The following is a 26,460-nucleotide window of genomic DNA, read 5'->3' on the forward strand; positions in this document are numbered from 1 at the left end:
CCGGCTAGATACGTGGCACCTGCCGCCGCCGGCCTCAGTGCCGTGCCGGCCGGTACTCCGGGATCACGCGGGCCAGCAGGGCCCGCACCTCGGCCGGGCTGGCGCTGTCGCGGCTTTGGATCCAGTCGAGCAGGGCCGGCGCGGCCTCGGCCGGCGGCGCGATGCGCGCCACCAGCAGGCGCTCGATCGCCGTGGGCAGGGTGGCGTCGGCATCGGCCAGCAGCTCTTCGTAGAGCTTCTCGCCGGGCCGCAGGCCGCTGAAGGCGATCGGGATCTCCTCCAGGCTGTGGCCGGCCAGGCGGATCATCTCGCGCGCCAGGTCGACGATCTTCACCGGCTCGCCCATGTCCAGCACATAGACGCGGCCGCTCTCGCCGAGCACCGCCGCCTGCACCACCAGGCGCGCCGCTTCGGGGATGGTCATGAAGTAGCGGGTGATGTCCGGATGGGTCACGGTCACCGGCCCGCCGCGGGCAATCTGCGCCTTGAACTTCGGGATCACGCTGCCGCTGCTGCCCAGCACATTGCCGAAGCGCACGGCCATGAAGCGCGTGCCGGCCTGGGTGGCGGCCAGATGCGCCAGCACGATCTCGGCCGCGCGCTTGCTGGCGCCCATCACATTGGTCGGGTTCACCGCCTTGTCGGTGCTGATCAGCACGAAGCGTTCGACGCCATGCTCGGCCGACACCCGGCCGGCCTGCCAGGTGCCCAGGGTGTTGTTGCGCAGGGCCTGCCAGGCATTGGCCTCTTCCATCAGCGGCACATGCTTGTAGGCCGCGGCATGGAAGACGATCTGCGGCTGCCGCGCGGCCCACAGCCGGCGCAGGCCGTCGAGATCGCGCACATCGCCGATCAGCGGCTCCACCGCCAGGTGCGGAAAGCGCTCGGCCAGTTCCTCGGCGATGGCATAGAGGTTGAACTCGCTCAGCTCCAGCAGCAGCAGCCGGGCCGGGCCGTAGCGCGCCAGTTGGCGGCACAGCTCGCTGCCGATCGAGCCGCCCGCACCCGTGACCAGCACCACCTTGCCGCCCACGCCTTCGGCGATGCCGGCCTCGTCGAGCAGCACCGGCTCGCGGCCCAGCAGGTCCTCGGGCTCGATGTCGCGCACGCGGCTGACGGCCACGCCCTCGCTCAGCTCGGCCTCGCTGGGCACCGTCAGCACCGGCAGGCCCACCGAGGCCGCCTGCTCGAAGACCTTGCGGCGGACTTCGCGCCGCAGCGAAGGCATGGCCACGATCACATGGCTGGCACTGTGCAGCTCGGCCAGCGAGCGCAGGCGCTCCAGCCGGCCGATCACCGCCACATTGCCGACGCGGCTGCCCTGCTTGGCCTCGTCGTCGTCGAGCAAGCCCACCACCGTCCAGCCCTGGTGCTGGATGCCGGCGATCAGCAGCCGCGCCGCATCGCCCGCACCCAGCACGATGGCGCGCCGGCTGCTGCCGCCGCGGCCGCTCAGGCGCATGCGCAGGTGCTCGTAGAACATGCGGTAGGCGATGCGCACGCCGGCCAGGCCGAACAGCGTCATCAGCGGATGCAGGGCCAGCACCGCGCGCGGCGTGGCATACAGCCCGGCCATCTGCACCGCACTGGCCGAGACCGCGCCCGCCACCAGGCAGACCAGGGCCAGGCGCTGCACCTCGCCAAAGCCGATGAAGCGCCAGACCGCCCGCGGCACGCCGAAGGCCACGCCCGCCGCCGCATAGACGATGACGATGCCCAACAGCACCAGCGGGTCGTAGTCGGGCCGGCGCGCGAACCAGTCGTCGAAGCCCAGGCGGAAGAGGTAGGTGGCCTGCCAGGTGAGGGCCACGATCAGGGCATCGACCAGCAGCGACAGGCCGGCACGCGCCGGGCGGATGCGGGTCAGCAGGGCCTCGACGCGCAAGGCCCAGCCGCCGGGCGCTTCGACGGGCGGCAGCTTGGGCGGCGGCAGGCGGCTCATCGCGGCGGTTTCATCAGGCCGGCGGCCGGGGCGCCGGGCCCTGCGGCGGGCGCGGGCCGGCGGCGCCCAGCAAGGCGGCCAGGGTGCGCAGGATCAGGCCCAGGTCGGTGCGCAGGCTGGCGCGGCCGGCATAGGCCAGGGCCAGGGCCAGCTTGCGCGGCAGCAGCTCCTCGACATAGCGGCGCTCGGGGTCGGCGGCGTCGGCCAGCAGGGCGGCCTCGTCGCGGAAGGCCAGGGAGGCCGGATCGGTCAGGCCCGGCCGCAGCGCCAGCAGCCGGGCTGCATCGGCCTCGCCAAGCAGGCGTGCGTAATGGGCCACGTAGCGCGGCAGCTCGGGCCGCGGGCCGACCAGGCTCATCGTGCCCCGCAGCACATCGATCAGTTGCGGCAACTCGTCAAGCTTGTGGCGCCGCAGCCAGGCGCCGACGCGAGTGATGCGTGCATCCTCGCCCACGGTAATGCCCGGTCCGCGCCGCTCGGCATCCGCCACCATGGTGCGGAACTTGTGGATGCGGAACAGCCGGCCGTGGCGGCCGACGCGCTGCTGGCGGAAGAAGACCGGCCCCGGCGAATCGAGCCGCACGGCCAGCGCGATCGCCGCCATTGGCAGCGCCAGCAGCAGCAGGCCCAGGCCGGCGGCCAGCAGGTCGAAGAGGCGCTTGCCCACGGTGGCCCCGGGCGGCCGCTCAGGCCGCGTCGCCCCGCAGCGTGCTGCGCACGGCGGCGATCACGCGGTCGACCTGCTCGTCGCGCATCGCGCTGAACAGCGGCAGGCTGAGCATGCGCTCGTAGGCGCGCTGGCTGTGCGGGAAGTCGGCGGCGCGCAGGCCGTAGCGCTCGCGCCAGTAGGGGTGCAGGTGCAGGGGGATGTAGTGCACGCTGCAGCCGATGCGGCGGGCGTAGAGCTGCTCGATGAAGGCATCGCGGTCGCCGGTGTCGCCGCCGGCACCGGGCCGGCCGGCGCCCAGGGCCGGCGCATCGTCGGCCAGGCGCAGCACATACAGATGCCAGGCATGCAGGTCGTCGGGCGCGGTGGCGCCAGCCGCGCCGGGCCGCGGCGGCAGGATCACCGGCAGGTCGGCGAAGGCGGCGTCGTAGCGCGCGGCAATCGCGGCGCGGCGCGCGCGAAAGGCCTCGGCCTGCCGGAGCTGCTGCAAGCCCAGGGCCGCGGCGATGTCGGTGAGATTGACCTTGAAGCCCGGCGCGACCACCTCGTAATACCAGCTCGGCGCCTGTGCGGTGAAACGGTCGAAGGCATCCCGGCTGATGCCATGCAGGCGCATCACCTTGGCGCGCTCGGCCAGGGCCGGATCGCGGGTGACGAGCATGCCGCCCTCGCCCGTGGTGATGGTCTTGTTGGCGTAGAAGCTGAAGACGGTGGCATCGCTGCCCAGCGTGCCCACCAGGGCGCCGCCGCAGCTCGTGGGCAGGGCATGGGCAGCATCCTCCACCACCTTCAAGCCGTGGCGGCGGGCCAGGGCCAGCAGCGCCTCCATGGGTGCGGCTAGGCCGGCGTAGTGCACCGGCACGATGGCCTTGCTGCGCGGGGTGATGGCGGCTTCCACCGCCGCCGGGTCGATGCAGAGCGTGGCCGGGTCGATGTCGACCAGCACCACATCCGCGCCCAGGTAGCGCACCACCTCGGCCGTGGCCGTGAAGGTGTGGGTGGTGGTGATCACCTCGTCGCCCGGGCCGATGCCCAGGGCCTCCAGCGCCAGGTGCAGACCGGCGGTGGCCGAGTTCACGGCGATCGCCTGCAGCGCCGGGTCACCGCCCAGGAAGGCGACGAAATCCTGCTCGAAGCGCCGCGCCTTGGGGCCGGTCGTCACCCAGCCCGAACGCAGGGTGTCGACGACTTCGGCGATCTCGGCCTCGCCGATCTCCGGCAGGGCAAAGGGGACGAAGGGCGGCAGGTCGGCAGCGCGTTCGCTCATGGGCAGGGGGCAGTCTCAGCCGGCGCGCTGGGGCGCCGGGCGGCCGATGGCGTGGTACTCGATGCCCAGCCGGGCCATGTCGGCCGGCTCGAAGAGGTTGCGGCCGTCAAAGACCAGCGGCTGCTTGAGCTGGGCGCGGATCGCGTCGAAGTCCGGGCTGCGGAATTCCTTCCACTCGGTCACGATCAGCAGCGCATCCGCGCCCGGCAGGGCCTCGGGCGCGCTGGCCGCATAGCGCAGGCCGGCCTGGCCGGGCATCACGCGCTGGGCCTCGTCCATCGCGACCGGGTCATAGGCCACCACCTCGGCGCCGCGGGCCGTCAGCTCGGCCACGATCACGCGGCTCGGCGCCTCGCGCATGTCGTCGGTGCCGGGCTTGAAGGCCAGACCCCACATCGCGAAGCGGCGGCCGGCCAGGTCGGCGCCGAAGCGCGCCACCACCTTCTCGACCAGCACCTGCTTCTGGCGCTCGTTGGCGGCTTCCACCGCCTCCAGCACGCCCAGGTTCAGGCCCACCTCGGCGCCGCTGCGCACCAGGGCCTTCACATCCTTGGGGAAGCAGGAGCCGCCGTAGCCCGCACCGGGGTAGAGGAACTGGGTGCCGATGCGCGGATCGCTGCCGATGCCCTGGCGCACCCATTCGATGTCGGCGCCCACCCGCTCGGCCAGGCGCGACAACTCGTTCATGAAGCTGATGCGCGTGGCCAGCATGGCATTGGCCGCGTACTTGGTGAACTCGGCGCTGCGCAGGTCCATCACCAGCAGGCGGTCGCGGTTGCGCACGAAGGGGGCGTAGATCGAGCGCATCAGCAGGATGGCGCGCTCGTCCTCGGCGCCGACGATGATGCGGTCCGGCCGCATGAAGTCCTCGACCGCCGCGCCTTCCTTCAGGAACTCGGGGTTGGACACCACCGAGAACTCCATCGCCTCGCCGCGCGCCGCTAGGGCCTCGGCCACCGCCGCCTGCACCTTGTCGGCCGTGCCCACCGGCACCGTGCTCTTGTCGACGATGACCTTGTAGTCGGTCATGCGCTCGCCGATGGCGCGGGCCGCCGCCAGCACGTACTTCAGGTCGGCCGAGCCGTCCTCGTCCGGCGGCGTGCCCACCGCGATGAACTGCACCGTGCCATGCGCCACCGCCGCATCCACATCGGTCGTGAACTGCAAACGGCCACCCTTCACATTGCGCTGCACCACCTCCAGCAGGCCGGGTTCATGGATGGGAATCCCGCCGGTGTTAAGGATTTCAATCTTGCGGGCGTCGAGATCCAGGCAAACCACATGGTTGCCCATTTCGGCCAGACAGGCCCCGGTGACCAGACCGACATAACCGGTGCCGACGACAGTGATCTTCATGTGGTTTTCGTGAGAAGGGGGTGGGAGCTGCCCGGCGCGTGCGGACGGCGGGCGGATGGGACTGTATCGCCATGCAAGCTGCGGGCCGATGTCCAGATGTCTCAGTTCCCCCGCAGATCGGGACGCGCCAGCCACACCAGCCGGTGCGTGCGCAGCAGCGGCAGGGCATTGAACAGGGGCAGCAGCGGCGCCGGCAGGCGGCGTGCGAGGGGCGGGGCCAGCGTCACCCGGCGCACGCTCAGGCGGGCTTCGGGCCAGAGCTGGCGCAGCCGCGCCACCGGCACGCCGCGCACGTCCGGGTTGCGCGGGTTGTCGAAGGCGAAGTCGTAGCAGAGCACCGCCCCGCCCGGCCGCAGCCAGCGCCACATCGCATCGGCCAGGCGCTGCTGGAAAGCCGCATCGAGCAAGGAACTGAACACGGTGGAAGCCAGCACCAGATCCTGGCTGCCGGGCTCGACGGGCGCGATGCAGGCATCGCCCTCGATCACCGCCAGCCCGGCCGGCAGCACATCGCGGGCGCTGGCGGCGCGCTCGGGCAGCAGCTCCAGCGCGGTCAGGTGCTCGGGCCGCAGGCCCAGGCGCAGCAGCTCCAGCAGGTTGCCGCCGTTGCCGCAGCCCACCTCGGTCAGGCGCAGGGCGGTCAGATCGGCCCAGCGCGGGTCGCGCCGCGCGGCTTCGCGCAGCAGGCCGGCCAGGGCGCGCTGGCGCTCCTGCACCGCATGCATCACCTCGGGCCGCAGCAGGCTGTAGCGGCCGTCCAGCGCCGGCCGGCGGGCATAGCGTTCCACCACGCGGGCGGTTTCCTCAGGGGAGGGGTTCGGGCTCATCCGGACACTCGGTTTGCAGGGACGGCGGACTCAGGCCGCGCGGGGCGGCGCGGCCAGCGCCTCCAGAAAACGCTGCGCCAGCACGCCCCATTCATGATGCGCCAGCACATGGGCGCGGCCGGCGGCGCCCAGGCGGGCGCGCTCGGCGGCCGGCAGGGCCAGCAGGCGGCGGGCGCCCTCGGCCACCGCCTGGGGCGATTCGGGCGCCACGGTCAGGCCGCAGCCGGCCTCGGCCACCGGGTCGTTGCCGGCCTCCACCGCATGCAGCACCGGGCGGGCGGCCATCATGTAGTCCATCAGCTTGTTGGGCGCGATGCCGTAGCGATAGAGCGGCTGCCGGCGCCAGCCCAGGTAGGCCAGGTCCAGGCCGGCCAGCAGCGAGGGCATCATCGCCTTGGGCACGGGCGGCGCCCAGTGCACCTGAGGCGCCAGGCCCTCGTCGGCGATGCGGCGCACCAGGCGCTCGCGCTCATGCCCGTCGCCCACGATCAGCAGGCGCAGCGCCTGCCCGCGCAGCAGGGCGGCGGCATCCAGCAGGGTGTCCAGCGCATTGGGCTCGCCCATCGAGCCGGCATAGCCCATCACCGCCGCGCCCGCCGCACGCGCCTCGGCCAGCCAGGCGGCCAAGTCGGCGCGCAGCGGCGGTGGCTCGGCCGCCCAGTCCGCCGCGCTGATGCCGTTGGGCACGATGTGCAGGCGCCGCAGGTCCAGGCCCCGCGCGGCCACATGCTCGTGCACCTTGGGCAGCATGGACACATAGACATCCGCCCCCCGGCAGGCGCTGCGCTCGGCCCAGCCGCAAAGCTGGGCGAAGGGATGCCAGGGCGACATGCCCGACAGCTCCACCAGCGAGGCCGGCCACAGGTCGTGCAGCTCGAAGACCAGCCGCGCCCCCGCCCGCCGCGCCAGATGCCGGGCCAGCCAGAAATCCATCGGGTAGGTGCTCGACGCAATCACCGCATCGGGCCGGAAGCTCTCGACCAGCCGCCGCCCGTCGCGCGCCACCGCCGCCAGGAAGGCCGCGATGTTGCGCACCCGGCCCAGGCCGTTGCCCGCATAGGCCGGCGTGGGATACCAGCGGAACTGCACCCCATCGACCACCTCGTCGCGCGGCGTGCGGGCCTCCGGCGCCAGCGGCTGCACCGCGCGCACATGCGCAAAGCCCGCGCCCAGCACCTGCACCCGGTGGCCCCGCTTCACCCATTCCCGCGCCAGCAGATGGGGGCGGAACTCCATGCCATAGGCGGGGCCGCCGGCGTAGTGGTTGAGGAGCAGGAGGTTCACCGCGCCCCTGCCGAAGGTGCGGGGGGATCCGGTCGATCCGGCCTGAACGCATCCCACAGGCTGCTGCGTTCCAGCCAGGCTGGCAGACGGTCCGCATGCAGACGAAGCTGCTGGCCGCTGTCTTCGAGTTCGGCGATCAACCGGTGCGCCTCGCCGGAGTTGTCGAAGACGTAAGCCCGGTCCGAGGCACGACAGGCTGCATCCAGCAAGCCGATCGAGCGGACGTAGCGCTCACGCACCTTGTCCTCGGGCACGTCGTGACCCCCCTGGCTGACACGCAACCGAACCCGTTCGATGTTGATGGCAGGGTCCTCGGTCGCGACGAAGTAGAGATAGACCCGGTAGCCCCGCGCCCGTGCATCGCGCATCAACTCGATCTTGTCGTCCGACGACATCACCGTCTCGAAGGTGAAGGACGTACCTTGGTCCACCAGCCGCCGCCGGAGCGCAGCCGCCAGCACCGCCGCCACATAGGCATTCACGGCGGAAGCCGGCACCTGGAGATGATCCTGCGAGTCGAGGGTCAGGACGCCGGCCACCTCAGCAAGACCGTGACGACTCAGCAAGGTCGACGTCGCCAGCTCGCTCCGCAACGCAGCCAAAAAGCCATCGCCTTGCGCCGCCAGCCCGAGATTGGGCAGCGGGATGCCCAGCCCCTCACGCAAGGCCCGCTCCATGTCATCCGCATTCAGGTAGGCGCCGATCCAATCAGGCCTGAGTTCATCCTTGATCGTGCTTTTGCCGGAACCGTTGGGCCCGGCAAAGACCCGCATCCGAGCCGGTGGCGTGCGGATCACCGGCTCGGGCCCGGGTTCTTGCGACGCAGCAGCACCTGCCCGACCTGCACCGGCGTGCCCGGCGGCAGCGTGCGGATCACCCGGTCAGGCTGCTGGCGCTGACGCTCGATCAGCATGCCCTCGGCCGAACGCATCAGCACCTTGCGGCCCTGGGCCAGGGCACGCTCATGGGCGGCCCGACCGGCCCGCGAGGCCTGGTCGGCGATGTCGCTTTCATGGTCCGGCAAAGGAAGCTGGGAGGCTGCGTGCTTGCCCTGAACCTTCATGGCTTATCTCCGAGGGTGGGCCTGAATTGTGAGGCGTTCCGGCCTCCCGACTGGCCGCGGGCGGAACTCCATGCCATAGGCGGGGCCGCCGGCGTAGTGGTTGAGGAGCAGGAGGTTCATGCGGGGGATTCAGGGCGCAGGGCGATTGTGCGGTGGGCGTTCGATCGAGCTGGGCGGGCCGTCACGCGCGGGCTTGTGCATCGAAGCCCGACCGATCCGGGCTTGCCATCCCACCCCTGCCCGCCCAAAATACACACACTCATGGATGTACGAGGCTCATCATGGATCCCCTGACCACCCGGGTTTTCAACAACGGCAACAGCCAGGCGGTTCGCATCCCGGCGGAGTTGCGGCTCGACACGGACCGGGTGCGCATCTGGCGCAACGATCTGGGTGAACTGGTTCTCCAGCCGATGCGCACGGATCGCGGGGCGGCGCTGCTGGATGCCTTGCGGGCCGTGCAGGCTGCCGACCCCGACTTCGTCACCGCCCTGGAAGCCGAGCGCGCCGGCACGCTGCCCATGCAGGAGCGCGACGAGCTGTGATCGTCCTGCTCGACACCAACATCCTGATCTACCTGATCAAGAACCAGCCTGCGCACGTGGCGCAGCGCGTGGACCAGATGGCCGACGACACGCGCCTGGGCATGTCCTTCATCACCTGGGCCGAACTCCTCAAGGGGGCGGAGCGCAGCACCCGCAAACCCGAGGTGCTCAAGCGCCTGGACGCCCTGAGCCGGCAGATCAAGGTGCTGTATCCCTCTGGGCCTGCCATCTGCCGCCACTACGCCGAGCAGTTCACCCGCCTGAAGGATGCCGGCACCCCCATCGGCGCCAACGATCTGTGGATCGCTTGCCATGCCCTGGCCGAGGACGCCACCCTGGTCACGCACAACACCCGGGAGTTCCAGCGCATCGAGGGTCTGCGACTGGAGGATTGGCTTCAGGCCGGCTGAGACCCGAGGGCCTTCGCGGAAGCGTCCGGGCGCGACCGGCCTTACAACGCCGCCTGATCAAGCCACCCCCAAACTCCCTACCAGCCGCGCCGTAATCCGCTGCGCCGCATCCCCCGCGCCATAGGGCTGCGCCGCCTGGCCCTGCGTGCCCAGGGCGTCGTGCAGGGCGGCGGCCACCGCCTCGGCCGAGGTGGGCGGGGCCAGGCGGTTCCAGCCGGCGTCCACCAACTCCACCCATTCCGTCTCGTCGCGCAGCGTCACGCAGGGCACGCGGTGGAAAAAGGCCTCCTTCTGCACCCCGCCGGAATCGGTTGCGATCAGCGCGGCATGGCGCTCAAGCTGGACCCTGTCCAAGTCGCCCACCGGCTCGATCAGCCGCAGCCGCGCGGCCTGCGCCTGCCGCGCGCGCACGCGCCGGGTCAGACCAGCTCATGCAACCTCCGGACGAAGCCCTCGACGCAGGGCGCGAACAGCGCGTGCTGCGCCACCCAGCTCCGGTTGGCCCGGGCAATGGCGTCGGCGCGCGGTAGCAGGGCGGCCAGGCGGGCGGGGTCCAGGGGCTCGCCATCGCGGAGGATCAAGCCGTTCACGCCGTCGCGCACCAGCTCGCGGTTGGCGGGCAGGTCCGAGAGGATGGGGATGCAGCCATGGGCCATCGCCTCCAGCACCGAAACCGCCACCGAGTCGCTGGTCGGCAGGCTCAGGTACCAGCGCGCCTGGGCGTACTCGGTGGCCTGGCGCTCGGCGTCGAGGCGGCCGAGCCACTGCACCTCGGCCCGGCCCTGGGCTTGCAGGCTGGCGCGCAGGCTGCCGTCGTTGGCGACATGCATTTGCTTGCCCGGCCAGGCCAGGCGGGTGAAGGTATCGAGCACACGCTCGGGGGCGTAGATCGGCTCCAGCCCGCGGTTGGCGAAGAAACGGCCCGCATCCTTGGCGGGCGGCGGCGGGGGCAGGGCCTCCAGGCCGAAGGGGAAGGTCATCACCTCCGCGGCGCCCATGGCGCGCATGGCCTCGGCCATGTGCAGCGAATCGCTGGTGCTCAGCGCGCAGGCGGCCAGCACCCGCCGGGTCAGGGCATGGATGAGCCGGCTGCGGCGCGGGCTGAGCAGGATGTCCGAGCCCCAGGCCGAGCCGACCAGCCGCCCGGGCGCCCCGAGCCCGCGTGTCGCCAGCCAGGCCAGCGTGCCGTGCGAGGTGAGGTAGTGGGCATGCACCCAGTCCGGCCGGATGCGACGCAGCGCCCGCGCCAGTTCGGGCAGCTTGCGCAGCAGGCCGAAGTTGCCGCCGGCAGCGTCGGGCCGGGTGGCAAGGGCCAGGCGGCGCTCGGGCGGCAGCACGGCGTCGAAGCCGGGCAGGAAGCCGCGCGAGGAGACCGCCCAAAGCTCGACCCGGGGGGCCAGGGCGCGCGCCCACTTCAGCAGGTGCGGGCTTTCGCCGTCGCCGAAGAGCACCAGGCGCATCGGCCTCACGGCTGCGGCCCCGCCTCGGGCGATTCCGCCCACGCGAGGTAGGCCGCGCGCCACTCGGGATGGTCCGCCAGCCAGGCCCGATCGCCGTCGCGGGTGTCGCCCACCACGCGGGCCGGCTGGCCGGCGACGATGGCGAAGTCCGGCACCTCGCCGCTCACATAGCTGTAGGCCCGCACCAGCACGCCGCGCCCGATCCGGCTGCCCGGCATGACCGTGCTGTGCGGCCCGATGAAGGTGTAGGCGCCCACCTGCACGGCATCGCGCACGAAGCCCGGCGGCTGCGGATGGCCCCAGTAGGCCCGTCCGGCCAGGCGCAGGGCCTGGTGGCTGGAATGGCTGAGCAGCGCGCAATGGGTGGTGATCTGGCAGCCCTCGCCGATGTGCAGGCCGCCCGAGGCATCGAGCAGGTTGAAGGGGCCGATGTAGACGTGATCGCCGAGGTCGAGCTGTTCGGGCTGCTCGATCCGGGTGGCCGTGCTGATGCGGGTGTGGGCCAGCCAGCGTCCGTCGCGCGGATGGCGCCAGCCGTAGACCATGCGCGGCGCCACCAGGGCCCGCCAGACGCGGTTGATCAAGCGCTTCACGAAGCCTTCCTCCTGGGCAGCCAGCGGCCGAGAAGCGCGGCCACCGTCCGCAAATCCTGCCTCAGTGGCGCGCCCGGCCACCACAGGTCCGACAGCGGCAACCCGGCATGGCGAACGAAGAGCCAGCCCAGGTAGAGCACGCTGATCGCATAGGACAGCGAAGTCGCCAGCGCCGCACCGCGCATGCCCAGGGCCGGGATCAGCAGCATCGACAGCAGCACATTGAGCCCCAGCGACAGCCCCGCCACCCGGGCGGCCACCTGCGGCCGGCCGGCATGGTTGGTGAAGTAGGCCGACAGCGAGGACGCGCCGCCGAACAACAGCACGCCGGGCAGCATCCAGGCCATCACCTCCAGGCTGTCGGCATAGGCCGGGCCGAGCACGCGCGGGACCAGCACCGTCGCCAGCAGGCCCAGCGGCAGCATGCAGACCAGCAGCGCCGCCCAGGACAGTTGGGCCGTGCGCACGGTGAGCTGCGCAGCGCGCTCGCCGTCCGGCGTGCCGATGCGGCCATAGACCGCCTGGGTCAGCGAGGAGGACACGAACCACAGCAGCTCGGCGACCACGATGCCGATCGAGTACACGCCGGCAGAGCCCAGTCCGAGCTGCCGCTCGACGAGCAAGAGGCCGACGCGGTAGTTCAGCAGGCCGATCAAGTTGGTCAGGCCGATGGCGAGCACGAAGGGCCATTCCGCCCGCAGGCGCGGCAGATCGGGCCGGGCCAGTCCCTTGCCGCGCCACAGCACGCCGACCACCCCCAGGCTGACCAGCACCTTGGCCAGCAGCCAGGTGGCAATCAGCAGGCCGAGGCCGACCTGACCGGGCCAAACAAGGCTGGCCCCGCCCAGCACAGCCAGGGCGATCAGGGGGGGCAGCAGGCTCTGGGCCGCCAGCGGCCCCATGCGCCCCGTGCCCAGCCACAGGCCGCCCAGGCTGGGGCCCAGCAGCAGCAGGGGGGCGGCCAGGGCCAGCCAGATGAACATGCCGTAGGCCTCGGGACCGGTCCAGGCCAGCCCGGCCAGCAGCGCGCCGGCGACCAGCCCGGCCAGCAGGCAGGCCAGCACGATGGCCCCGGCCAGGGGCGCCGCCTGCCGCGCCCCACCCTGCGAGGCCTGGCGGGCCAGGGCGACGCCGAAGCCGGAAAGCAGGGCGATCAGCACGCCTTCGGCGCTGGTGAACAGGGCGAAGGCCCCCTGCACCTCGGTGCCCATCCGGGCGCTGAGGGCAGTCAAGCCCAGCAGAGCCGCCACCGACAGGACACGGGTCGAGAAATTGATCAGGGTCCCACGGGCCACCGGGTCCATGGCGGATCACTTGCCCAGGGTGAGGCGAACGATGTCCCCGCGGTCGAGCAGCCGGGTCAGCAGCAGGCCGGGCCGGCTGCGCCAGAAGGGCCCGTCGCCGCCCACCCCTTCGCTGCGCCAGCCGATCACCTTCAGCCCCGCGCGCCTCGCGCTTTCGGCCAGCGTGTCGCGGCTGAAGAAGCTCAGGTGCCAGGGCGGCGTCATCAGATGCCAGTCGGCGCCGCGCGCCTGCGCATAGGCGCTGCCCCAGTCGCCGGTGGTCAGCACCACGCGTCCGCCGGGGCGCAGCACGCGCGCGACCTCCTGCAGCAGGGCAAGCGGCTCGGGCACATGCTCGATCACATCCCAGAGGGTGACGATGTCGAAGTGCTCGCCGGGGAAGGCCGCATCCTGCAAGGTGCCGGTGCGGACCGGAAGATCGAGCTGCTCGCGGGCGAACTGCGAACTCCATTCGGACAGCTCGACACCCTGCACCTCGTAGTGCGCACGGGCCTCGGCCAGGAAGAAGCCGGCCGCACAGCCGACATCGAGCAGCCGCCCGCTGCGCGGCAGCCGCGGCGGCAGATGGCGCAGCAGCGCGAGCTTGCGGCGTGCATGCGCGCGGCGCAGCGCCTGCTGGCCCACATAGTCGGCAAAGACGGCGTCGCTGCCGCCGGTGTAGTAGCTCTCGCCGTAGAGCGCGGCGAAATCGATGCGGGCCGGGTCCGCGCCGACATAGGTCATGCCGCAAGACGGGCAGCTCACGATGGGATGGGCGTCCTTCTCGAAGGCAAGCTGCGGTGCATCGTGGGCGCACACAAGGCAGCGCCGGAAGCTCATGCGTGCGCCTCTTCGAGACAGCCACGCAGCGCCTCCACCACCCTCCCCTGCTCTTCCTCCGTCAGGTCCGGCCCCATCGGCAGGCTCATCACCTCCCGGCCGGCGCGCAGGCTTTCGGGGCAGCACTCGGGGCAGCACAGGGCGGCGTAGGCGGGCTGGTGGTGCAGGGGCACGGGGTAGTGCACGGCGGTGGGGATGCCCTGGGCTTGCAGGGCGGCCTGCACGGCTTCGCGGCCGGGGCCGCGGGTGCTGGGGATGCGCACGGTGTATTGCGCCCAGACGCAGTCGCGGTCGGGGCGCACGGTGGGCAGGCCGAGCTGGCCGGTCTGGGGCAGGCCGGTGGCGCTCAGCAGGGCGGTGTAGCGGGCGCCCAGGGTCTGGCGGCGTTCAAGCTCCCAGGCGAAGCGGTCGAGCTTGGCCAGGACGATGGCGCATTGCAGGGTGTCCATGCGCCCGCCCACGCCCAGGCGGCTGTGGTGGTAGCGGCGGCTCTGGCCGTGCACGCGGATCTCGCGGGCGGCCTGGGCCAGGGCGTCGTCGTCGGTGAAGAGGGCGCCGCCGTCGCCGTAGCAGCCCAGGGGCTTGCTAGGGAAGAAGCTGGTGCAGCCGAAGGCGCCGAAGCTGCCGCTGGGCCGGCCCTGGTAGCGGGCGCCGAAGCTCTGGGCGGCGTCTTCCACCACGGGCAGGCCGTGGCGCGCGGCCAGGGCCAGCAGCTCGTCCATGTCGGGCACCTGGCCATACAGGCTGACGGGCAGGATGGCCTTGGTGCGGGGGGTGATGCGGGCCTCGACCTGGCGCACGTCCAGGTTGCAGGTGTCGGGCTCGATGTCGACGAAGACGGGCGTGGCGCCGAGCAGGACGATGACTTCGGCGGTGGCCACGAAGGTGAAGGGCGTGGTGATGACTTCGTCGCCCGCCTGGACGCCCAGGGCCATGAGGGCGATGAGCAGGGCCTCGGTGCCGCTGGCCACGGTGATGGCGTGCTTGCGGCCGGTGAAGGCAGCCAGGGCGGCTTCCAGCTCGGCCACCTCGGGGCCCATGATGTATTGGCCGTGGTCCAGCACGCGCTGGATGCGCGCATCGATGGCGGGCTTGAGGGCGGCGTACTGGCGCTTGAGGTCGATGAATTGCATGGCGGGGGCAGGCCTCAGGCGGCAGGGTCGAGCAGGCGGAGGGCCTCGCCCTGCAGGCGGTAGCGCTCGCCGGTGGCGGGGCAGGCGGCTTCGAGCATCTGGCCTTCGGGCGCGCGGGCGGGCAGGGACAGGCGTTCGCCGTGGCGGCTCATCCAGCCGATGCGGCGGGCGGGCACGCCGGCCATGAGGGCGAAGTCGGGCACGTCGCGGCTGACGACGGCGCCCGCGCCGATGAAAGCCCAGGCGCCGATGGTGTGGCCGCAGACCACGGTGCAGTTGGCGCCCAGGCTGGCGCCGCGCTTGACCAGGGTGCGGCGGTAGTCGTGCTTGCGCACCACGGCCGCACGCGGGTTGAAGACGTTGGTGAAGACCATGCTGGGGCCGCAGAAGACTTCGTCCTCCAGCGTCACCGCGTCATAGACGGAGACGTTGTTCTGGATCTTGACGCCGCGGCCGATGAGGACGTCATTGCCCACGAACACGCCCTGGCCCAGCGAGCAATCGGCGCCGATACGCGCCCCGGCGCAGACATGGCTGAAGTGCCAGACCTTGGTGCCGGGACCGAGCTGGGCGCCTTCGTCGACGAGGGCGCTGGGGTGGATCCAGGGGGGCGGGGTCATGCTCAGGCGGGCGCCAGGAAGGGGTTGCGCAGGGTCAGTTGCTGATCGACCACCCGGCCGTGCTGCATGTCTTCGGTCCAGAGGGTGCGGCACTCGGCTTCCAGCGCAGCGGCCACGATCATGGCGTCGTACACCGACAGGCTGTGCGCGTCGAGCAGGTCCAGCCCACGGTCATGCACCGTCGGCGTGAGCGGCAGCACCTGGCAATGGGCGCGGATGGCCGCCAGGGCCTCGCGGATGTCGGGCCAGCCCAGGCCGTATTTGCGCGAGGCGACGGATGCGAATTCGTTGAGCACCTGGACGCTGATCCAGCCGCCCTGGCCCACCAGCGACTCGGCCCGCTCCGCTTTATGCAGATCGGCCGACAGGAGGTAGAGCAGGACGTTGGTGTCCAGAAAGGCTTGCTCAGCCACGGCCTTCGTGCGCCTCCAGCCGGTCGAACTTGATGTCCGCGGGCAAGCGCCCCCGCAAACGACGCAGGCGCTCCAGCAATTCGAGGGGGGAGCGCGCTTTCTCGACTTCGAGCCGGCGCTCCCCGACGATCTGGATTTCGATGTGGTCGCCGGCCTTCAGATCCAGCGCCTCCACCAGACCCGCCGGCAGGCGCACCGCCAAGCTGTTGCCCCATTTCGCGACTTGCATGGATCCTCCTGGATATACGAGACGGCGATTGTCTATCTTGGCCCCATCGGTCAGGGGCACGTGCATCAAGACACCCGCGGCAGCCCGGCCGGTGCGGTGCAGCAGGCCCGACAGGCCCTGCGCGCCGCCTGTCAGCAATACGGCAGCACGTTGGCATGCGATTCGAGGCTTGGCGCCAGCCAGGGGTGATGTGTATGATCTTTGCAAAGGATACACACCCATGCGAACCAACATCGTGATTGACGAAGCGCTGATGGCCGAGACGCTGCGCGTGACGGGCATCAAGACCAAGCGTGAGGCCGTGGAACTGGGCCTGCGCACCCTGCTGCAACTTCGCAAGCAGGCCGAGCTGCGGGCCTGGCGGGGCAAGCTGGATACGGCTGCGGACGTGCAGGCGCTGCGGGAGCCGCGACCGACATGATCCTGGTCGATTCCAGCGTCTGGGTGGACTACTTCCGCGGCACCGTCACGCCGCAGACCGATGCGCTGGACGGTCTGCTGGGCGTGCAGCCGCTGCTGATGGGCGACCTGATCCTGGCGGAGGTGCTGCAGGGCTTCGACCGGGAGGCGGACTTCCGGCGCGCCAGAGAGCTGCTTGCGCGCTTCGAGTGCCGCACGCTGGGTGGGGCGGACATCGCGCTTCAAGCGGCGCAGCATTTCCGCAGCCTGCGCGCGCGGGGCCACACGGTGCGCCGCACGATCGACTGCCTGATCGCCACCCGCTGCATCGCCGAGGGCTGGACGCTGCTGGACGACGACCGGGACTACGCCCCCTTCGCCCAGCATTTGGGGCTGCGTCGGCTGCTGCCTTCCGGATCCTGAGGGTTCGGCCAGGGTGGACATGGAGGGCTCCGGTTCAGGGCGGGAGGGCCGGGCTCAGAACACCAGCGGCAACCCCACCCGCACCCCGTCGCGGGCGCTGCGGTAGGCGGCGATCAGCACCTCCAGCGAGCGCAGGCCTTCGCGGCCATCCACCTCGGCGCGGGCCTCGCCGCGCAGGGTGCGCAGCACGTTGTCGTAGTACAGCGGGTGGCCGGGGCCGTAGACGGATGCGGTGTCGTAGCTGGCCTGGGCGACGCTGTCGTCGTCGGCGTGGGGCTCGTCAAACTGCCAGTGCTGCACCTCGTTGACGGCCACGCCGCCGATGCGCACGGTGCCGCGCTCGCCCAGCACGGTGATGCTGCCCTCGAAGTTCTTGGGGTGGGTGAGCATGGTGACGTTGATGCTGGCCAGGCCGCCGGCGCGCAGGCGCAGGCTCATGACGCCGGTGTCCTCGGCCTCGATGTCGCGGCCCAGGGTGGCGGTGTAGGCATGCACGTTGTCGACCGGGCCGACCAGCCAGTCGACCATGTCCACATAGTGGCTGGCCTGGTTCATGAAGGCGCCGCCGTCCAGGTCCCAGCAGCCGCGCCAGGGGGCGTCGTCGTAATAGCTCTGCGGCCGGGTCCAGAAGACGTTGACGGTGACGAGGTGGATGCGGCCGAAGCGCTTCTGGGCAATCGCGCGCTTCAGGCGCTGCAAGGTGGGGTTGAGCCGGTTCTGCTTGACGACGAAGAGCTTGACGCCCGCATCCCGGCAGGCGCGCACCATCGCCTGGCCGTCTTCCCAGCGGGTGGCCATGGGCTTTTCGGTGAGCACATGGCGGCCGGCGGCGGCGCAGGCCATGGCCTGCTGCGGATGCAGGCCGCTGGGGGTGGTGAGCACGACGAGGTCGGCGTCGGTGGTGGCCAGCAGGCCGGCCAAGCTGGCATGGCCGCGGGCGCCGGTGGTGGCCACGGCGCGGGCCAGGGCTTCGGGCACGGGGTCGCAAACATCCACCCACTCGGCCCGCGCGGCATGCTCGGCCAGGGCCTTGAAGTGGCTCTGGGCGATGCGGCCGCAGCCGACCAGGGCCAGGCGGATGCGGCGGTCGGTGATGGGCAGGGGCACCGGCGCGGGGGAAGTGGGGCTCATGGGGGCGGGGTCGGCAGGGGGCCAGGGCATCAGAGGCGGAAGACCGTGCAGCCCAGGGCCGCCAGTTCGTGCCGGTCGAACAGGGACTTCACATCGGCCACGAGGGGCGCGGGGCCGCGCAGCAGGGCGCGCAGCTCGGCAGCCGGCATCTGGCGGTAGGCGGTGTGGGCGACGGCCACGACCAGGGCATCGACGGGCTGCTGGGGGCTGATGGTGCCGAGTTGCAGGCCGTATTCCTCGGCCAGATCGTGCGGATCCGCCTCGGGATCGGCCACCACCACGGTGGTGCCGTGCTCTTGCAGCTCGCGGATCAGGTCGATGACCTTGCTGTTGCGGGTGTCGGGGCAGTTCTCCTTGAAGGTGACGCCCAGCACGCCCACGGTGCAGCGCGGCACGTCCAGGCCGGCCTTGAGCATGCGCTTGATCAGGTTGCGGGCCACGTAGCGGCCCATGTTGTCGTTGATGCGCCGGCCGGCCAGGATGACCTGGGGGATGTAGCCGGCGGCCTCGGCCTTGTGGGTCAGGTAATACGGATCGACGCCGATGCAGTGGCCGCCGACCAGGCCGGGCCGGAAGGGCAGGAAGTTCCACTTGCTGCCGGCGGCGGCCAGCACCTCGGCGGTGTCGATGCCCAGGCGGGCGAAGATGACCGACAGCTCGTTCATCAGCGCGATGTTCAGGTCGCGCTGGGTGTTCTCGATCACCTTGGCGGCCTCGGCCACCTTGATGCTGCTGGCGCGGTGCACACCGGCCTTGACCACGCTGGCATAGACGGCGGCCACCACGTCCAGCGTGGCCTCGTCGCAGGCGGAGACGATCTTGCGGATGGTCTCGAAGGTGTGCTCGCGGTCGCCGGGGTTGATGCGCTCGGGGCTGTAGCCGCAGAAGAAGTCGACGCCGTGCTTGAGGCCCGAGGCGGCTTCCAGCACGGGCACGCAGTCGTCCTCGGTGGCGCCGGGGTAGACGGTCGATTCGAAGACGACGATGTCGCCGCGCTTGAGCACCCCGCCCACGCTGCGCGAGGCGGCCAGCAGCGGGCGCAGGTCGGGCTTGTTGGCGCCGTCCACCGGGGTGGGCACGGCGACGATGAAGAAGTCGCAGGCCTTCAGGTCCGCCGGGTCGGCGGTGTAGCGGATGGCGGCGGCTTGCAGGCGCGCGGGCTCGACTTCACCGGTCACGTCCTGCCCGGCCCGGAGCTGCGCGATGCGGCGGGTGTTGATGTCGAAACCGACCACCGGGCGGTGCTGGCCGAAGGCCACCGCCACCGGCAGGCCAACGTAGCCCAGGCCGACGACGGCGAGCGTGCGGGGGTCGGATGCATGTGAAGTCATCCAGGGATTCTAGGAAGCCGGTCTGCGGGATTCGCTCCCGCCCCGGCCCCGGGCGGACCCGGGGCCGCGGGCGCCCCCCGCGCCCGGCCGCGGCCCCGCCCGGCCCGGCCGGCCGCGCGGGGCGGGCCGCCTAAAATCGCGCGTTCTGCCGCAGCGCCGCAGCGCCGCACTGCGGCCCCGAGCCGCGCCCGTCCTGCCGACCGGCGCGCGCGCCGATCCGAAAGCCCCCATGAGCGAACCCCAATCCGCCCCCGCCCCCGCCGCCGTCGACGAGAACCAGCTCATCGCCGAGCGCCGCGAGAAACTGGCGGCGCTGCGCAGCCAGGGCATCGCCTTTCCCAATGACTTCAAGCCCAGCCATGCCGCGGGCGAGCTGCACACCCGCCTGGCCGAGGTGAGCGGCGAGACGCTGGACGCCGCGCCCGAGACGGTGGCGATCGCCGGCCGGATGATGCTCAAGCGGGTGATGGGCAAGGCCTGCTTCGCGACGCTGCAAGACGGCTCGGCCGGCCCGACGGCCGGGCGGCTCCAGATCTATGTGACGCAGGACGCGGTGGGCGCCGAGACCCTGGCCGCCTTCAAGCACTGGGACCTGGGTGACATCCTGGCTTGCGAGGGCACGCTGTTCCGCACCAAGACCGGCGAGCTGACGGTGAAGGCCACGTCGGTGCGCCTGCTGGTCAAGAGCCTGCGGCCGCTGCCGGACAAGTTCCACGGCATGACCGACCAGGAGCAGAAGTACCGCCAGCGCTATGTGGACCTGATCACCGATGCCGAGGCGCGGGCGCGCTTCACCGCGCGCAGCAAGGCCGTGTCGGCGATCCGCAGCTTCATGGTGGACCATGCCTTCCTGGAGGTGGAGACGCCGATGCTGCACCCCATCCCCGGCGGCGCGAATGCCAAGCCCTTCGTCACCCACCACAACGCGCTGGACCAGCAGATGTACCTGCGCATTGCGCCGGAGCTGTACCTGAAGCGCCTGATCGTCGGCGGCTTCGAGCGGGTGTTCGAGATCAACCGCAACTTCCGCAACGAGGGGATCAGCGTCCGCCACAACCCCGAGTTCACGATGATGGAGTTCTATGCGGCCTACTGGAACCACCAGGACCTGATGGACTTCACCGAGCAGGTGCTGCGCCACGCCGCGCGCAGCGCCGTGGGCACCGAGGTGCTGAGCTATGCCGGCCGCGCGGTGGACCTGTCGCAGCCCTTCGCGCGGCTGACGATCCGCGAGGCCATCCTGGCCCACACCGAGGCCGGCGAGCGGGTGGACGATGCCGGCTGGCTGCGCGGCGAGCTGCTGCGCCTGGGCCTGAGCGAAGCCAAGCACCGCCTCTCGGCCAAGAGCCTGGCCGCGCTGCAAGTGGCCTACTTTGAAGAGGCGGTGGAGGACAAGCTCTGGCAGCCGACCTTCATCATGGAGCACCCGACCGAGATCTCGCCCCTGGCCCGCGCCAGCGACACGCGGCCCGAGGTGACCGAGCGCTTCGAGCTCTACATCACCGGCCGCGAGATGGCCAATGGCTTCTCCGAGCTGAACGACCCCGAGGAGCAGGCCGCGCGCTTCCAGGGCCAGGTCGAGGCCAAGGATTCGGGCGACGACGAGGCCATGTTCTTCGACGCCGACTATGTGCGCGCGCTGGAGCACGGCATGCCGCCCACCGGCGGCTGCGGCATCGGCATCGACCGGGTGATGATGCTGCTCACCGATTCGCCAAGCATCCGCGACGTGCTGCTCTTCCCGGCCCTGCGCCGGGAGCAGGCCTGAGCCCGGCCGCCGCCGCCGCGACGTGAGCGCCGAGCCGCCGGCCGCCGACCCCCAGCCGCCCCGGCTGGCGGAGCTGCCGGCCATCGAGGCGGCGATCTGGCAGCAGCTCGCCCGCGCCTGCCACGACCGCCACCATGCCTGGCGCACGCCGGTGCTGGCCACCGTCGATGCCCAGGGCCTGCCCGAGGCGCGCACCCTGGTGCTGCGCGAGGTGGAGGCGGCCACCCGGCGCCTGTGGGTCTACAGCGATGCCCGCGCGGCCAAGATCGCGCACCTGGCGCGCCAGCCGCGGGCCACCCTGCTGGCCTGGTCGCCGCGCCTGCACTGGCAAGTGCGGCTGAAGCTGCGGGTGACGCTGCACACCCGCGGCCTGGCGCTGGCGTCGCGCTGGGCGCGGGTCAAGCTTTCGCCCAGCGCGAGCGACTACCTGTCGGCACGCGCGCCGGGCGAGCCGCTGGACGGGACCGCGCCCGCCCTGCTGGCCGAGGACCGCGCGCAGTTCGCCGCGCTGGAGGCCGAGGTGCTTGAAATCGACTGGCTGGAGCTGCATCGCGACGGTCATCGCCGCGCCCGCTTCGACGGGCACGATGCCTGCTGGCTGCAAGCCTGAGGCTGCGCCTGCCCGCCCGGCCACCCCCCTTCCCTGTTCTCGAAGACGGATTTCATGAGCCCTGCCTCCCACCCGGCCGCCGAGCCGGTTCCGACCCTGTCCGACGACCTGCGCCGGGTGCTGGACCGTGCGGCCGGCGCGCCGATGAGCGTCGCGCAGATCGTCGACGTGCTCAAGGACCGGGGCTTCAACATCCTGATCATCTTCATGGCCCTGCCCTTCTGCCAGCCGGTGACGCCGCCGGGCATGTCCACGCCCTTCGGCCTGGTGATGCTGCTGCTGGGTCTGCGCATCGCGCTGCGCCAGCCGCCCTGGCTGCCAGCGCGGCTGATGAAGGTGGAGGTGGGGTTTGCCGCGCTTCAGAAGGTGATCCAGATCGGCCTGAAGATCGCTGGCTGGCTGGAGAAGCTGGTCCATCCGCGCCTGGGCGGCATGGTGCGGCCGGCGCTGATGCAGCGGGTCAATGGCCTGGCCATCGTGATCAGCGCGGCGGTGTTCATGCTGCCGCTGCCGATTCCGCTGTCCAACACCTTCCCGGCCTGGGGCATCCTGCTGGTGGCGCTGGGCATGATCGAGGAGGACGGCGCGGCGGTGATCGCCGGCTACCTCGTCTCGCTGACGGGCATGGTCTACATCGGCGGCGTGTTCTGGCTGGGGGCCGAGGGCCTGAGCCGCCTGTTCGGCTGAAGCGCCGCAGTCCAGGGGGCGGCGCCGCCTTCGCGGCCCGGCCCCCGGGGCTGCGGATCAACGCTGCACCGTTTCCGCCGGCATCGCGCTCAGCTTGAACTCGGTGGCCACGCCCTGGAAGCTCACGCTGTCGCCCAGGCTCACCCAGCCGTCCGCATGCACGGGGTTGGACTTCCAGGCGCGCAGTTCGTCGAGCACGGCCATGCGGCTCTTGCTGGCGCTGCCGGCCGGGTAGATGCCGACAAAGCGCAGGCTGTCGCCTTCTTGGCGCCAGCCGTCTTGCAGCACCGGCTTGGCGCGGGCGGCTTGCAGCTCGGTGCCGACCTGGGCGCGGGTCTTGGCAGCTTCGCCAGCCTGCGGCAGGCCGACGAAGACGAGGTGATCGCCCTGGTCGATGAAACCATCGTGGCTGACGCCGTGGATGCCGGCGGCCTGGGCGGCACCGGCCAGGGCGAGCAGGCCGAGGCTGGCGACGAGGCCCTTGAGGGTGGTGCGGGCAGTGCGGGGGGTGGCGGTGCGGGGGGTCATGACAAGCTCCTGTTTCGGGGGGGGGGTTCTGCACCGACTCCGTGTCGAGTGCATGGAACGTACTGTGACGATCGGACCCCGTCAGGAATCGGGCGCCCAGATGACCAAGTTGTCATCCACGATCTGCGTTGCGCGCTGCCAGGGGATGGGGCGATCCGAGCGCTCGGGCCGCTCGGGCTGCAAGGCCCCGCTCAAGCTGCCCGGACCCCGCACAGCGCTGCGCCCGCCGCGCTGGATGCCGGCGCGGCAGACGAGGCAACAGGGGTCAGGGGATGGAGCCGCGCTTCGGAAGGCCCTTCCGATCGGCCGCATGACCATCGTCTGGACACCGAAACGGGCGCGCCCGCATCGGGGCGGGTGGCGGTGGCGGGGGGCTGCGGCGCCATGGCGGCACCGTCGTGGCCGGGCGGTCGTGATCCGCGCGGCGGGGATCGCGGGCTGCGCCGTCTTGCTGACGGGCAGGGTCTGCATCGGCGGCGTGTTCTGGCTGGGGGCCGAGGGCCTGAGCCGCCTGTTCGGATGAAGCGCCGCAGTCCGGGGGGCGGCGCCGCCTTCGCGGCCCGGCCCCCGGGGCTGCGGATCAACGCTGCACCGTTTCCGCCGGCATCGCGCTCAGCTTGAACTCGGTGGCCACGCCCTGGAAGCTCACGCTGTCGCCCAGGCTCACCCAGCCGTCCGCATGCACGGGGTTGGACTTCCAGGCGCGCAGTTCGTCGAGCACGGCCATGCGGCTCTTGCTGGCGCTGCCGGCCGGGTAGATGCCGACGAAGCGCAGGCTGTCGCCTTCCTGGCGCCAGCCGTCTTGCAGCACCGGCTTGGCGCGGGCGGCTTGCAGCTCGGTGCCGACCTGGGCGCGGGTCTTAGCGGCTTCGCCAGCCTGCGGCAGGCCGACGAAGACGAGGTGATCGCCCTGGTCGATGAAACCGTCGTGGCTGACGCCGTGGATGCCGGCGGCCTGGGCGACACCGGCCAGGGCGAGCAGGCCGAGGCTGGCGACGAGGCCCTTGAGGGTGGCACGGGCGGTGCGGGCGGTACGGGGGGTGGCGGTGCGGGGGGTCATGACAAGCTCCTGTTTCGGGGGGGGTTCTGCACCGACTCCGTGTCGAGTGCATGGAACGTACTGTGACGATCGGACCCCGTCAGGAATCGGGCGCCCAGATGACCAAGTTGTCATCCACGGCCTTGCGAGACTTGCCCCATGCGCATCCTGCTGATTGAAGACGAGCCCCGACTGGGCGACTACCTGCACAAGGGCCTGCGCGAGCAGGGCGGCATCGTCGACCGCGCACACAACGGCATCGACGGCCGCCACCTGGCGCTAGAGGGCGATTACGACCTGATCCTGCTCGACGTGATGCTGCCCGGCCTGGACGGCTTCGGCGTGCTGGCTGCGCTGCGCGAGAAGCGCCAGACGCCGGTGCTGATGCTGACCGCCCGCGACGCAGTGGAGGACCGCGTGCGCGGCCTGCAGGGCGGGGCGGACGACTACCTGGTCAAGCCCTTCGCCTTTTCGGAGCTGCTGGCGCGCATCCAGGCCCTGCTGCGGCGGGGTGGCAAGGGCGGCCCGGGCCGGGCGCCGACCGAGCTGCTGGCCGGCGATCTGCGGCTGGACCTGCTCAAGCGCCGGGCCGAGCGGGGCGGCCAGCGCATCGACCTGACGGCCAAGGAGTTCGCCCTGCTCTCGCTGCTGATGCGGCGTCAGGGCGAGGTGCTGTCGCGCACCCTGCTGGCCGAGCAGGTCTGGGACATGCACTTCGACAGCGACACCAACATCGTCGACGTGGCCGTGCGGCGCCTGCGCGCCAAGGTGGACGAGCCCTTCGGCGAGCCGCTGGTGCACACCGTGCGGGGCATGGGCTATGTGCTGGAGTCGCGCACCGCGGCGGATCCGCGATGAAGCGGCCCTCGATGGCGCGCCGGCTGACGCTGACGCTGGGCCTGATCGTCAGCCTGGTGATGCTGGCCATGGGCTGGGCCTTCCAGCACACGCTGGAGACCACGCTGCACGAGCTGGACCGTGTCGAGCTGGTGAGCCGGGCCGAGCTGCTGCGGCAGAAGATCGAGCAGGCACGCGCCCGCGACCCCTACCTGACCGCCCTGGGCGGCGAGCTGGACACCTTGCTGCTCGGCCACGGCCGCCTGCGCATGTGGCTGCTGGACGCAAGCGGCCAGCCCCTGCACGGCGGCCCGGGCAAGCCCGAGCTGGTGGAAACCGACCAGCCCGACGGCCAATGCCAGGTGCGGCGCGACGACGGCGTGCTGATGCAGGCCCTGCGGCTGCCGCTGCCCATGCCCATGCCGCATGCCAGCGGCCTGGACCTGAGCCTGAACCCGCGCGACGGCGTCGGCCTGGGCGTGGGCGAGATCGTGGTCGCCCTGGACGGCCGTCCGCGCGAGGCCCTGCTGGCCGGCCACCTGCGGCAGTTGCTAGGCCTGGGCCTGGCCGGGCTGCTGGCCACCGTGCTGCTGGGCGGGCTGGCCTCTTGGCGCGGCCTGCGGCCGCTGCGTCGCCTGGCGCGTGCCAGCGCCGCGCTGGCGCCCACCGCCCAGGGCCAGCGCCTGCCCGAGCGGCATGGCGACCCCGGCCTCGATGCCCTCGCCCAGGCCTTCAACGGCGTGCTGGAGCGCCGCGAGGCGGCCTACCGTCAGCTCGAAACCTTCAATGCCGACGTGGCCCATGAGCTGCGCACGCCCCTGGCCACCCTGATCAACGGCGGCCAGGTGATGCTGGCCGGCACCCGCTCGACCGAGGAGCTGCGCGAGGCCCTGGGCACCCAGCTCGAAGTGCTGGAGGAGCTGGGCGGCCTGGTCAAGGACATGCTCTTCCTGGCCCGCGCCGACCGCGGCGACCGGGTGCAGGCCGCGCAGGCTCAGCCCCTGAGCCTGGAGCGCGAGCTGAGCCACTGCACCGACTTCGTCGAGGCCCTGGCCGACGCCGCCCGGGTGAGGCTGCGCATCACGGTGGACCCGGCCCTGCAAGCGGCCGGCGCCCCGCCGCTGCATGCCAATCCGGCGCTGCTGCAGCGGGCGCTGTGCAATCTGCTGAGCAATGGCATCGCGCACAGCGCGCCGGGCAGCGAGGTGCTGCTGCGGGCCCGCTGGCGAGCCGGGCCGGGGCCGCTGGGCCGCCTGCGGCTGGACGTGCTCAACCCGGGCACGCCGCCGCCCGAGGCGCTGCGGGCGCGGATGTTCCACCGCTTCGTGCGCGGGGATGCGGCCCGCTCGCAGCGCGAGGGTTATGGCCTGGGCCTGGCCATCGTGCAGGCGGTGGCGCACATGCACGGCGGGGTGGTGTTTGCCGAGGCCGAGGCTCAGGGCCTGAGCGTGGGCCTGGAATGGCCGCTCCACGATATGCAGATGGATGCATGAGTTTTCAGGCCCGCGTCGCGCGGGCCGCTGCGCCAGTCCGAGGCAGGGGCCGGGAAAGGCCTTTGCGCGAGGCGTCCCATCCGGGAGCAAGCGCGGTCGGCATGCAGCCCGGGGCCGCCGGACCGTGCCGACCGAGGGCACATGAAGGGGGCATGACCCCAGGGTGAACCCGCAGGATGGTGCCTGTGTGGCGGCTTGGCACGCGCCCTGCGCACTGTTCTCCAACGACCGGCAGACCCCGCGCTGCATAGGCGGTCGACTTCATCATCCATCCACGATCCG

General features: G+C 71.7%; 30 protein-coding genes. 9 read left to right on the forward strand and 21 right to left on the reverse strand.

Annotated elements, in window-relative coordinates:
- Positions 1–34: 34 nt before the first annotated feature.
- The 8 genes from JI742_RS12415 to JI742_RS12450 form a co-directional block, all read right to left on the reverse strand.
- The gene (locus JI742_RS12415; protein ID WP_201827325.1) at positions 35–1,942 is read right to left on the reverse strand and encodes a polysaccharide biosynthesis protein; all 1,908 of its coding nucleotides are present in this window, start codon (positions 1,940–1,942) and stop codon (positions 35–37) included.
- Positions 1,943–1,955: 13 nt separating this feature from the next.
- Positions 1,956–2,609, reverse strand: a complete 654-nt coding sequence (locus JI742_RS12420) for a sugar transferase (protein WP_201827326.1) — start codon at positions 2,607–2,609, stop codon at positions 1,956–1,958.
- A gap of 19 nt (positions 2,610–2,628) precedes the next feature.
- Positions 2,629–3,876 (reverse strand): DegT/DnrJ/EryC1/StrS family aminotransferase, encoded by a 1,248-nt coding sequence (locus JI742_RS12425; protein ID WP_286184257.1) that lies wholly within the window; start codon positions 3,874–3,876, stop codon positions 2,629–2,631.
- Positions 3,877–3,891: 15 nt separating this feature from the next.
- Positions 3,892–5,232: a UDP-glucose dehydrogenase family protein gene (locus JI742_RS12430; RefSeq protein WP_201827327.1), complete on the reverse strand. Its 1,341-nt coding sequence runs from the start codon at positions 5,230–5,232 to the stop codon at positions 3,892–3,894.
- A gap of 101 nt (positions 5,233–5,333) precedes the next feature.
- Positions 5,334–6,059 carry a methyltransferase domain-containing protein gene (locus JI742_RS12435; RefSeq protein ID WP_201827328.1) on the reverse strand — a complete coding sequence of 242 codons (726 nt, stop codon included), beginning with the start codon at positions 6,057–6,059 and terminating at the stop codon, positions 5,334–5,336.
- Between the two features lie 30 nt (positions 6,060–6,089).
- Positions 6,090–7,343 (reverse strand): glycosyltransferase family 4 protein, encoded by a 1,254-nt coding sequence (locus tag JI742_RS12440; protein WP_201827329.1) that lies wholly within the window; start codon positions 7,341–7,343, stop codon positions 6,090–6,092.
- Positions 7,340–8,140: an ATPase gene (locus JI742_RS12445; protein ID WP_201827330.1), complete on the reverse strand. Its 801-nt coding sequence runs from the start codon at positions 8,138–8,140 to the stop codon at positions 7,340–7,342. The genes JI742_RS12440 and JI742_RS12445 overlap by 4 nt, the downstream gene beginning before the upstream one ends.
- Complete coding sequence (locus JI742_RS12450; protein WP_201827331.1) at positions 8,137–8,406, reverse strand: hypothetical protein; 270 nt, start codon at positions 8,404–8,406, stop codon at positions 8,137–8,139. Before JI742_RS12450 ends, JI742_RS12445 begins: the two co-directional genes overlap by 4 nt.
- A 281-nt stretch (positions 8,407–8,687) precedes the next feature.
- Here JI742_RS12450 and JI742_RS12455 point away from each other — a divergent pair, with 281 nt between their 5' ends.
- A complete protein-coding gene (locus JI742_RS12455) occupies positions 8,688–8,951 on the forward strand; it encodes an antitoxin (protein WP_201827332.1) in 264 nt (87 codons plus the stop codon).
- A complete protein-coding gene (locus JI742_RS12460) occupies positions 8,948–9,361 on the forward strand; it encodes a type II toxin-antitoxin system VapC family toxin (RefSeq protein ID WP_201827334.1) in 414 nt (137 codons plus the stop codon). Before JI742_RS12455 ends, JI742_RS12460 begins: the two co-directional genes overlap by 4 nt.
- 57 nt (positions 9,362–9,418) lie before the next feature.
- Here the strand turns inward: JI742_RS12460 and JI742_RS12465 are convergent, their stop codons facing one another.
- The 9 genes from JI742_RS12465 to JI742_RS12505 are packed head-to-tail and all read right to left on the reverse strand — an operon-like array spanning position 9,419 to position 15,932.
- Positions 9,419–9,772: a UDP-N-acetylglucosamine 2-epimerase gene (locus tag JI742_RS12465; protein ID WP_350309679.1), complete on the reverse strand. Its 354-nt coding sequence runs from the start codon at positions 9,770–9,772 to the stop codon at positions 9,419–9,421.
- 8 nt (positions 9,773–9,780) lie between these two features.
- Positions 9,781–10,821 carry a glycosyltransferase gene (locus tag JI742_RS12470; protein WP_201827979.1) on the reverse strand — a complete coding sequence of 347 codons (1,041 nt, stop codon included), beginning with the start codon at positions 10,819–10,821 and terminating at the stop codon, positions 9,781–9,783.
- 5 nt (positions 10,822–10,826) lie between these two features.
- On the reverse strand, positions 10,827–11,414 hold the full coding sequence (locus tag JI742_RS12475; protein WP_201827336.1) for an acyltransferase: 588 nt from the start codon (positions 11,412–11,414) through the stop codon (positions 10,827–10,829).
- Positions 11,411–12,718 (reverse strand): MATE family efflux transporter, encoded by a 1,308-nt coding sequence (locus JI742_RS12480; RefSeq protein WP_201827338.1) that lies wholly within the window; start codon positions 12,716–12,718, stop codon positions 11,411–11,413. The genes JI742_RS12475 and JI742_RS12480 overlap by 4 nt, the downstream gene beginning before the upstream one ends.
- A gap of 6 nt (positions 12,719–12,724) precedes the next feature.
- Positions 12,725–13,537: a class I SAM-dependent methyltransferase gene (locus JI742_RS12485; RefSeq protein WP_201827340.1), complete on the reverse strand. Its 813-nt coding sequence runs from the start codon at positions 13,535–13,537 to the stop codon at positions 12,725–12,727.
- A complete protein-coding gene (locus JI742_RS12490; RefSeq protein ID WP_201827342.1) occupies positions 13,534–14,670 on the reverse strand; it encodes a DegT/DnrJ/EryC1/StrS family aminotransferase in 1,137 nt (378 codons plus the stop codon). Before JI742_RS12490 ends, JI742_RS12485 begins: the two co-directional genes overlap by 4 nt.
- A gap of 14 nt (positions 14,671–14,684) precedes the next feature.
- Entirely contained in the window at positions 14,685–15,290 is a 606-nt protein-coding gene (locus JI742_RS12495) for an acyltransferase (RefSeq protein WP_201827345.1), read from the reverse strand.
- A 2-nt stretch (positions 15,291–15,292) separates the two neighbouring features.
- Complete coding sequence (locus tag JI742_RS12500; protein WP_201827347.1) at positions 15,293–15,703, reverse strand: PIN domain-containing protein; 411 nt, start codon at positions 15,701–15,703, stop codon at positions 15,293–15,295.
- The gene (locus tag JI742_RS12505; RefSeq protein WP_201827349.1) at positions 15,696–15,932 is read right to left on the reverse strand and encodes an AbrB/MazE/SpoVT family DNA-binding domain-containing protein; all 237 of its coding nucleotides are present in this window, start codon (positions 15,930–15,932) and stop codon (positions 15,696–15,698) included. Before JI742_RS12505 ends, JI742_RS12500 begins: the two co-directional genes overlap by 8 nt.
- Before the next feature lie 220 nt (positions 15,933–16,152).
- On the opposite strand from JI742_RS12505, the gene JI742_RS12510 reads away from it, so the two are divergent.
- Together JI742_RS12510 and vapC are read left to right on the forward strand one after the other, a co-directional pair.
- On the forward strand, positions 16,153–16,353 hold the full coding sequence (locus JI742_RS12510) for a type II toxin-antitoxin system VapB family antitoxin (RefSeq protein WP_201827351.1): 201 nt from the start codon (positions 16,153–16,155) through the stop codon (positions 16,351–16,353).
- Entirely contained in the window at positions 16,350–16,754 is a 405-nt protein-coding gene (gene vapC / locus JI742_RS12515) for a type II toxin-antitoxin system VapC family toxin (RefSeq protein ID WP_201827353.1), read from the forward strand. The genes JI742_RS12510 and vapC overlap by 4 nt, the downstream gene beginning before the upstream one ends.
- A gap of 54 nt (positions 16,755–16,808) precedes the next feature.
- Here vapC and JI742_RS12520 read toward each other — a convergent pair whose 3' ends face one another.
- Together JI742_RS12520 and JI742_RS12525 are read right to left on the reverse strand one after the other, a co-directional pair.
- The gene (locus JI742_RS12520) at positions 16,809–17,885 is read right to left on the reverse strand and encodes a Gfo/Idh/MocA family protein (RefSeq protein WP_201827354.1); all 1,077 of its coding nucleotides are present in this window, start codon (positions 17,883–17,885) and stop codon (positions 16,809–16,811) included.
- Between the two features lie 29 nt (positions 17,886–17,914).
- On the reverse strand, positions 17,915–19,216 hold the full coding sequence (locus tag JI742_RS12525) for a nucleotide sugar dehydrogenase (protein ID WP_201827356.1): 1,302 nt from the start codon (positions 19,214–19,216) through the stop codon (positions 17,915–17,917).
- A gap of 229 nt (positions 19,217–19,445) precedes the next feature.
- Here JI742_RS12525 and lysS point away from each other — a divergent pair, with 229 nt between their 5' ends.
- The 3 genes from lysS to JI742_RS12540 are packed head-to-tail and all read left to right on the forward strand — an operon-like array spanning position 19,446 to position 22,281.
- Positions 19,446–20,984, forward strand: a complete 1,539-nt coding sequence (gene lysS / locus JI742_RS12530; protein ID WP_201827359.1) for a lysine--tRNA ligase — start codon at positions 19,446–19,448, stop codon at positions 20,982–20,984.
- Positions 20,985–21,006: 22 nt separating this feature from the next.
- Complete coding sequence (locus JI742_RS12535; RefSeq protein WP_350309680.1) at positions 21,007–21,594, forward strand: pyridoxamine 5'-phosphate oxidase family protein; 588 nt, start codon at positions 21,007–21,009, stop codon at positions 21,592–21,594.
- 54 nt (positions 21,595–21,648) lie between these two features.
- The gene (locus JI742_RS12540; RefSeq protein ID WP_201827361.1) at positions 21,649–22,281 is read left to right on the forward strand and encodes an exopolysaccharide biosynthesis protein; all 633 of its coding nucleotides are present in this window, start codon (positions 21,649–21,651) and stop codon (positions 22,279–22,281) included.
- 57 nt (positions 22,282–22,338) lie between these two features.
- On the opposite strand, the gene JI742_RS12545 is transcribed toward JI742_RS12540, so the two are convergent.
- Positions 22,339–22,809, reverse strand: a complete 471-nt coding sequence (locus tag JI742_RS12545) for a DUF4148 domain-containing protein (RefSeq protein WP_201827363.1) — start codon at positions 22,807–22,809, stop codon at positions 22,339–22,341.
- A gap of 580 nt (positions 22,810–23,389) precedes the next feature.
- On the reverse strand, positions 23,390–23,869 hold the full coding sequence (locus JI742_RS12555) for a hypothetical protein (RefSeq protein WP_201827367.1): 480 nt from the start codon (positions 23,867–23,869) through the stop codon (positions 23,390–23,392).
- A 138-nt stretch (positions 23,870–24,007) separates the two neighbouring features.
- Between JI742_RS12555 and JI742_RS12560 the strand changes: the two genes are divergently transcribed.
- Both JI742_RS12560 and JI742_RS12565 read left to right on the forward strand, forming a co-directional pair.
- Positions 24,008–24,706, forward strand: coding sequence for a heavy metal response regulator transcription factor (locus JI742_RS12560; RefSeq protein WP_201827370.1), 699 nt, complete (start codon positions 24,008–24,010; stop codon positions 24,704–24,706).
- Positions 24,703–26,178 (forward strand): heavy metal sensor histidine kinase, encoded by a 1,476-nt coding sequence (locus JI742_RS12565; protein ID WP_201827372.1) that lies wholly within the window; start codon positions 24,703–24,705, stop codon positions 26,176–26,178. Before JI742_RS12560 ends, JI742_RS12565 begins: the two co-directional genes overlap by 4 nt.
- The last annotated feature ends 282 nt before the right edge of the window (positions 26,179–26,460 follow it).

The sequence above is a fragment of the Piscinibacter lacus genome (assembly GCF_016735685.1).
Classification (GTDB): domain Bacteria; phylum Pseudomonadota; class Gammaproteobacteria; order Burkholderiales; family Burkholderiaceae_C; genus Aquariibacter; species Aquariibacter lacus.

Bases quoted from the DNA above. Each gene is read 5' to 3' on its own strand.
- JI742_RS12415 (WP_201827325.1), bottom strand. From the start codon at position 1,942: ATGAGCCGCCTGCCGCCGCCCAAGCTGCCGCCCGTCGAAGCGCCCGGC.
- JI742_RS12425 (WP_286184257.1), bottom strand. From the start codon at position 3,876: ATGAGCGAACGCGCTGCCGACCTGCCGCCCTTCGTCCCCTTTGCCCTG.
- JI742_RS12430 (WP_201827327.1), bottom strand. From the start codon at position 5,232: ATGAAGATCACTGTCGTCGGCACCGGTTATGTCGGTCTGGTCACCGGG.
- JI742_RS12435 (WP_201827328.1), bottom strand. From the start codon at position 6,059: ATGAGCCCGAACCCCTCCCCTGAGGAAACCGCCCGCGTGGTGGAACGC.
- JI742_RS12450 (WP_201827331.1), bottom strand. From the start codon at position 8,406: ATGAAGGTTCAGGGCAAGCACGCAGCCTCCCAGCTTCCTTTGCCGGAC.
- JI742_RS12455 (WP_201827332.1), top strand. From the start codon at position 8,688: ATGGATCCCCTGACCACCCGGGTTTTCAACAACGGCAACAGCCAGGCG.
- JI742_RS12470 (WP_201827979.1), bottom strand. From the start codon at position 10,821: ATGCGCCTGGTGCTCTTCGGCGACGGCGAAAGCCCGCACCTGCTGAAG.
- JI742_RS12480 (WP_201827338.1), bottom strand. From the start codon at position 12,718: ATGGACCCGGTGGCCCGTGGGACCCTGATCAATTTCTCGACCCGTGTC.
- JI742_RS12485 (WP_201827340.1), bottom strand. From the start codon at position 13,537: ATGAGCTTCCGGCGCTGCCTTGTGTGCGCCCACGATGCACCGCAGCTT.
- JI742_RS12490 (WP_201827342.1), bottom strand. From the start codon at position 14,670: ATGCAATTCATCGACCTCAAGCGCCAGTACGCCGCCCTCAAGCCCGCC.
- JI742_RS12495 (WP_201827345.1), bottom strand. From the start codon at position 15,290: ATGACCCCGCCCCCCTGGATCCACCCCAGCGCCCTCGTCGACGAAGGC.
- JI742_RS12505 (WP_201827349.1), bottom strand. From the start codon at position 15,932: ATGCAAGTCGCGAAATGGGGCAACAGCTTGGCGGTGCGCCTGCCGGCG.
- JI742_RS12510 (WP_201827351.1), top strand. From the start codon at position 16,153: ATGCGAACCAACATCGTGATTGACGAAGCGCTGATGGCCGAGACGCTG.
- vapC (WP_201827353.1), top strand. From the start codon at position 16,350: ATGATCCTGGTCGATTCCAGCGTCTGGGTGGACTACTTCCGCGGCACC.
- JI742_RS12520 (WP_201827354.1), bottom strand. From the start codon at position 17,885: ATGAGCCCCACTTCCCCCGCGCCGGTGCCCCTGCCCATCACCGACCGC.
- JI742_RS12525 (WP_201827356.1), bottom strand. From the start codon at position 19,216: ATGACTTCACATGCATCCGACCCCCGCACGCTCGCCGTCGTCGGCCTG.
- lysS (WP_201827359.1), top strand. From the start codon at position 19,446: ATGAGCGAACCCCAATCCGCCCCCGCCCCCGCCGCCGTCGACGAGAAC.
- JI742_RS12540 (WP_201827361.1), top strand. From the start codon at position 21,649: ATGAGCCCTGCCTCCCACCCGGCCGCCGAGCCGGTTCCGACCCTGTCC.
- JI742_RS12545 (WP_201827363.1), bottom strand. From the start codon at position 22,809: ATGACCCCCCGCACCGCCACCCCCCGCACTGCCCGCACCACCCTCAAG.
- JI742_RS12555 (WP_201827367.1), bottom strand. From the start codon at position 23,869: ATGACCCCCCGCACCGCCACCCCCCGTACCGCCCGCACCGCCCGTGCC.
- JI742_RS12560 (WP_201827370.1), top strand. From the start codon at position 24,008: ATGCGCATCCTGCTGATTGAAGACGAGCCCCGACTGGGCGACTACCTG.
- JI742_RS12565 (WP_201827372.1), top strand. From the start codon at position 24,703: ATGAAGCGGCCCTCGATGGCGCGCCGGCTGACGCTGACGCTGGGCCTG.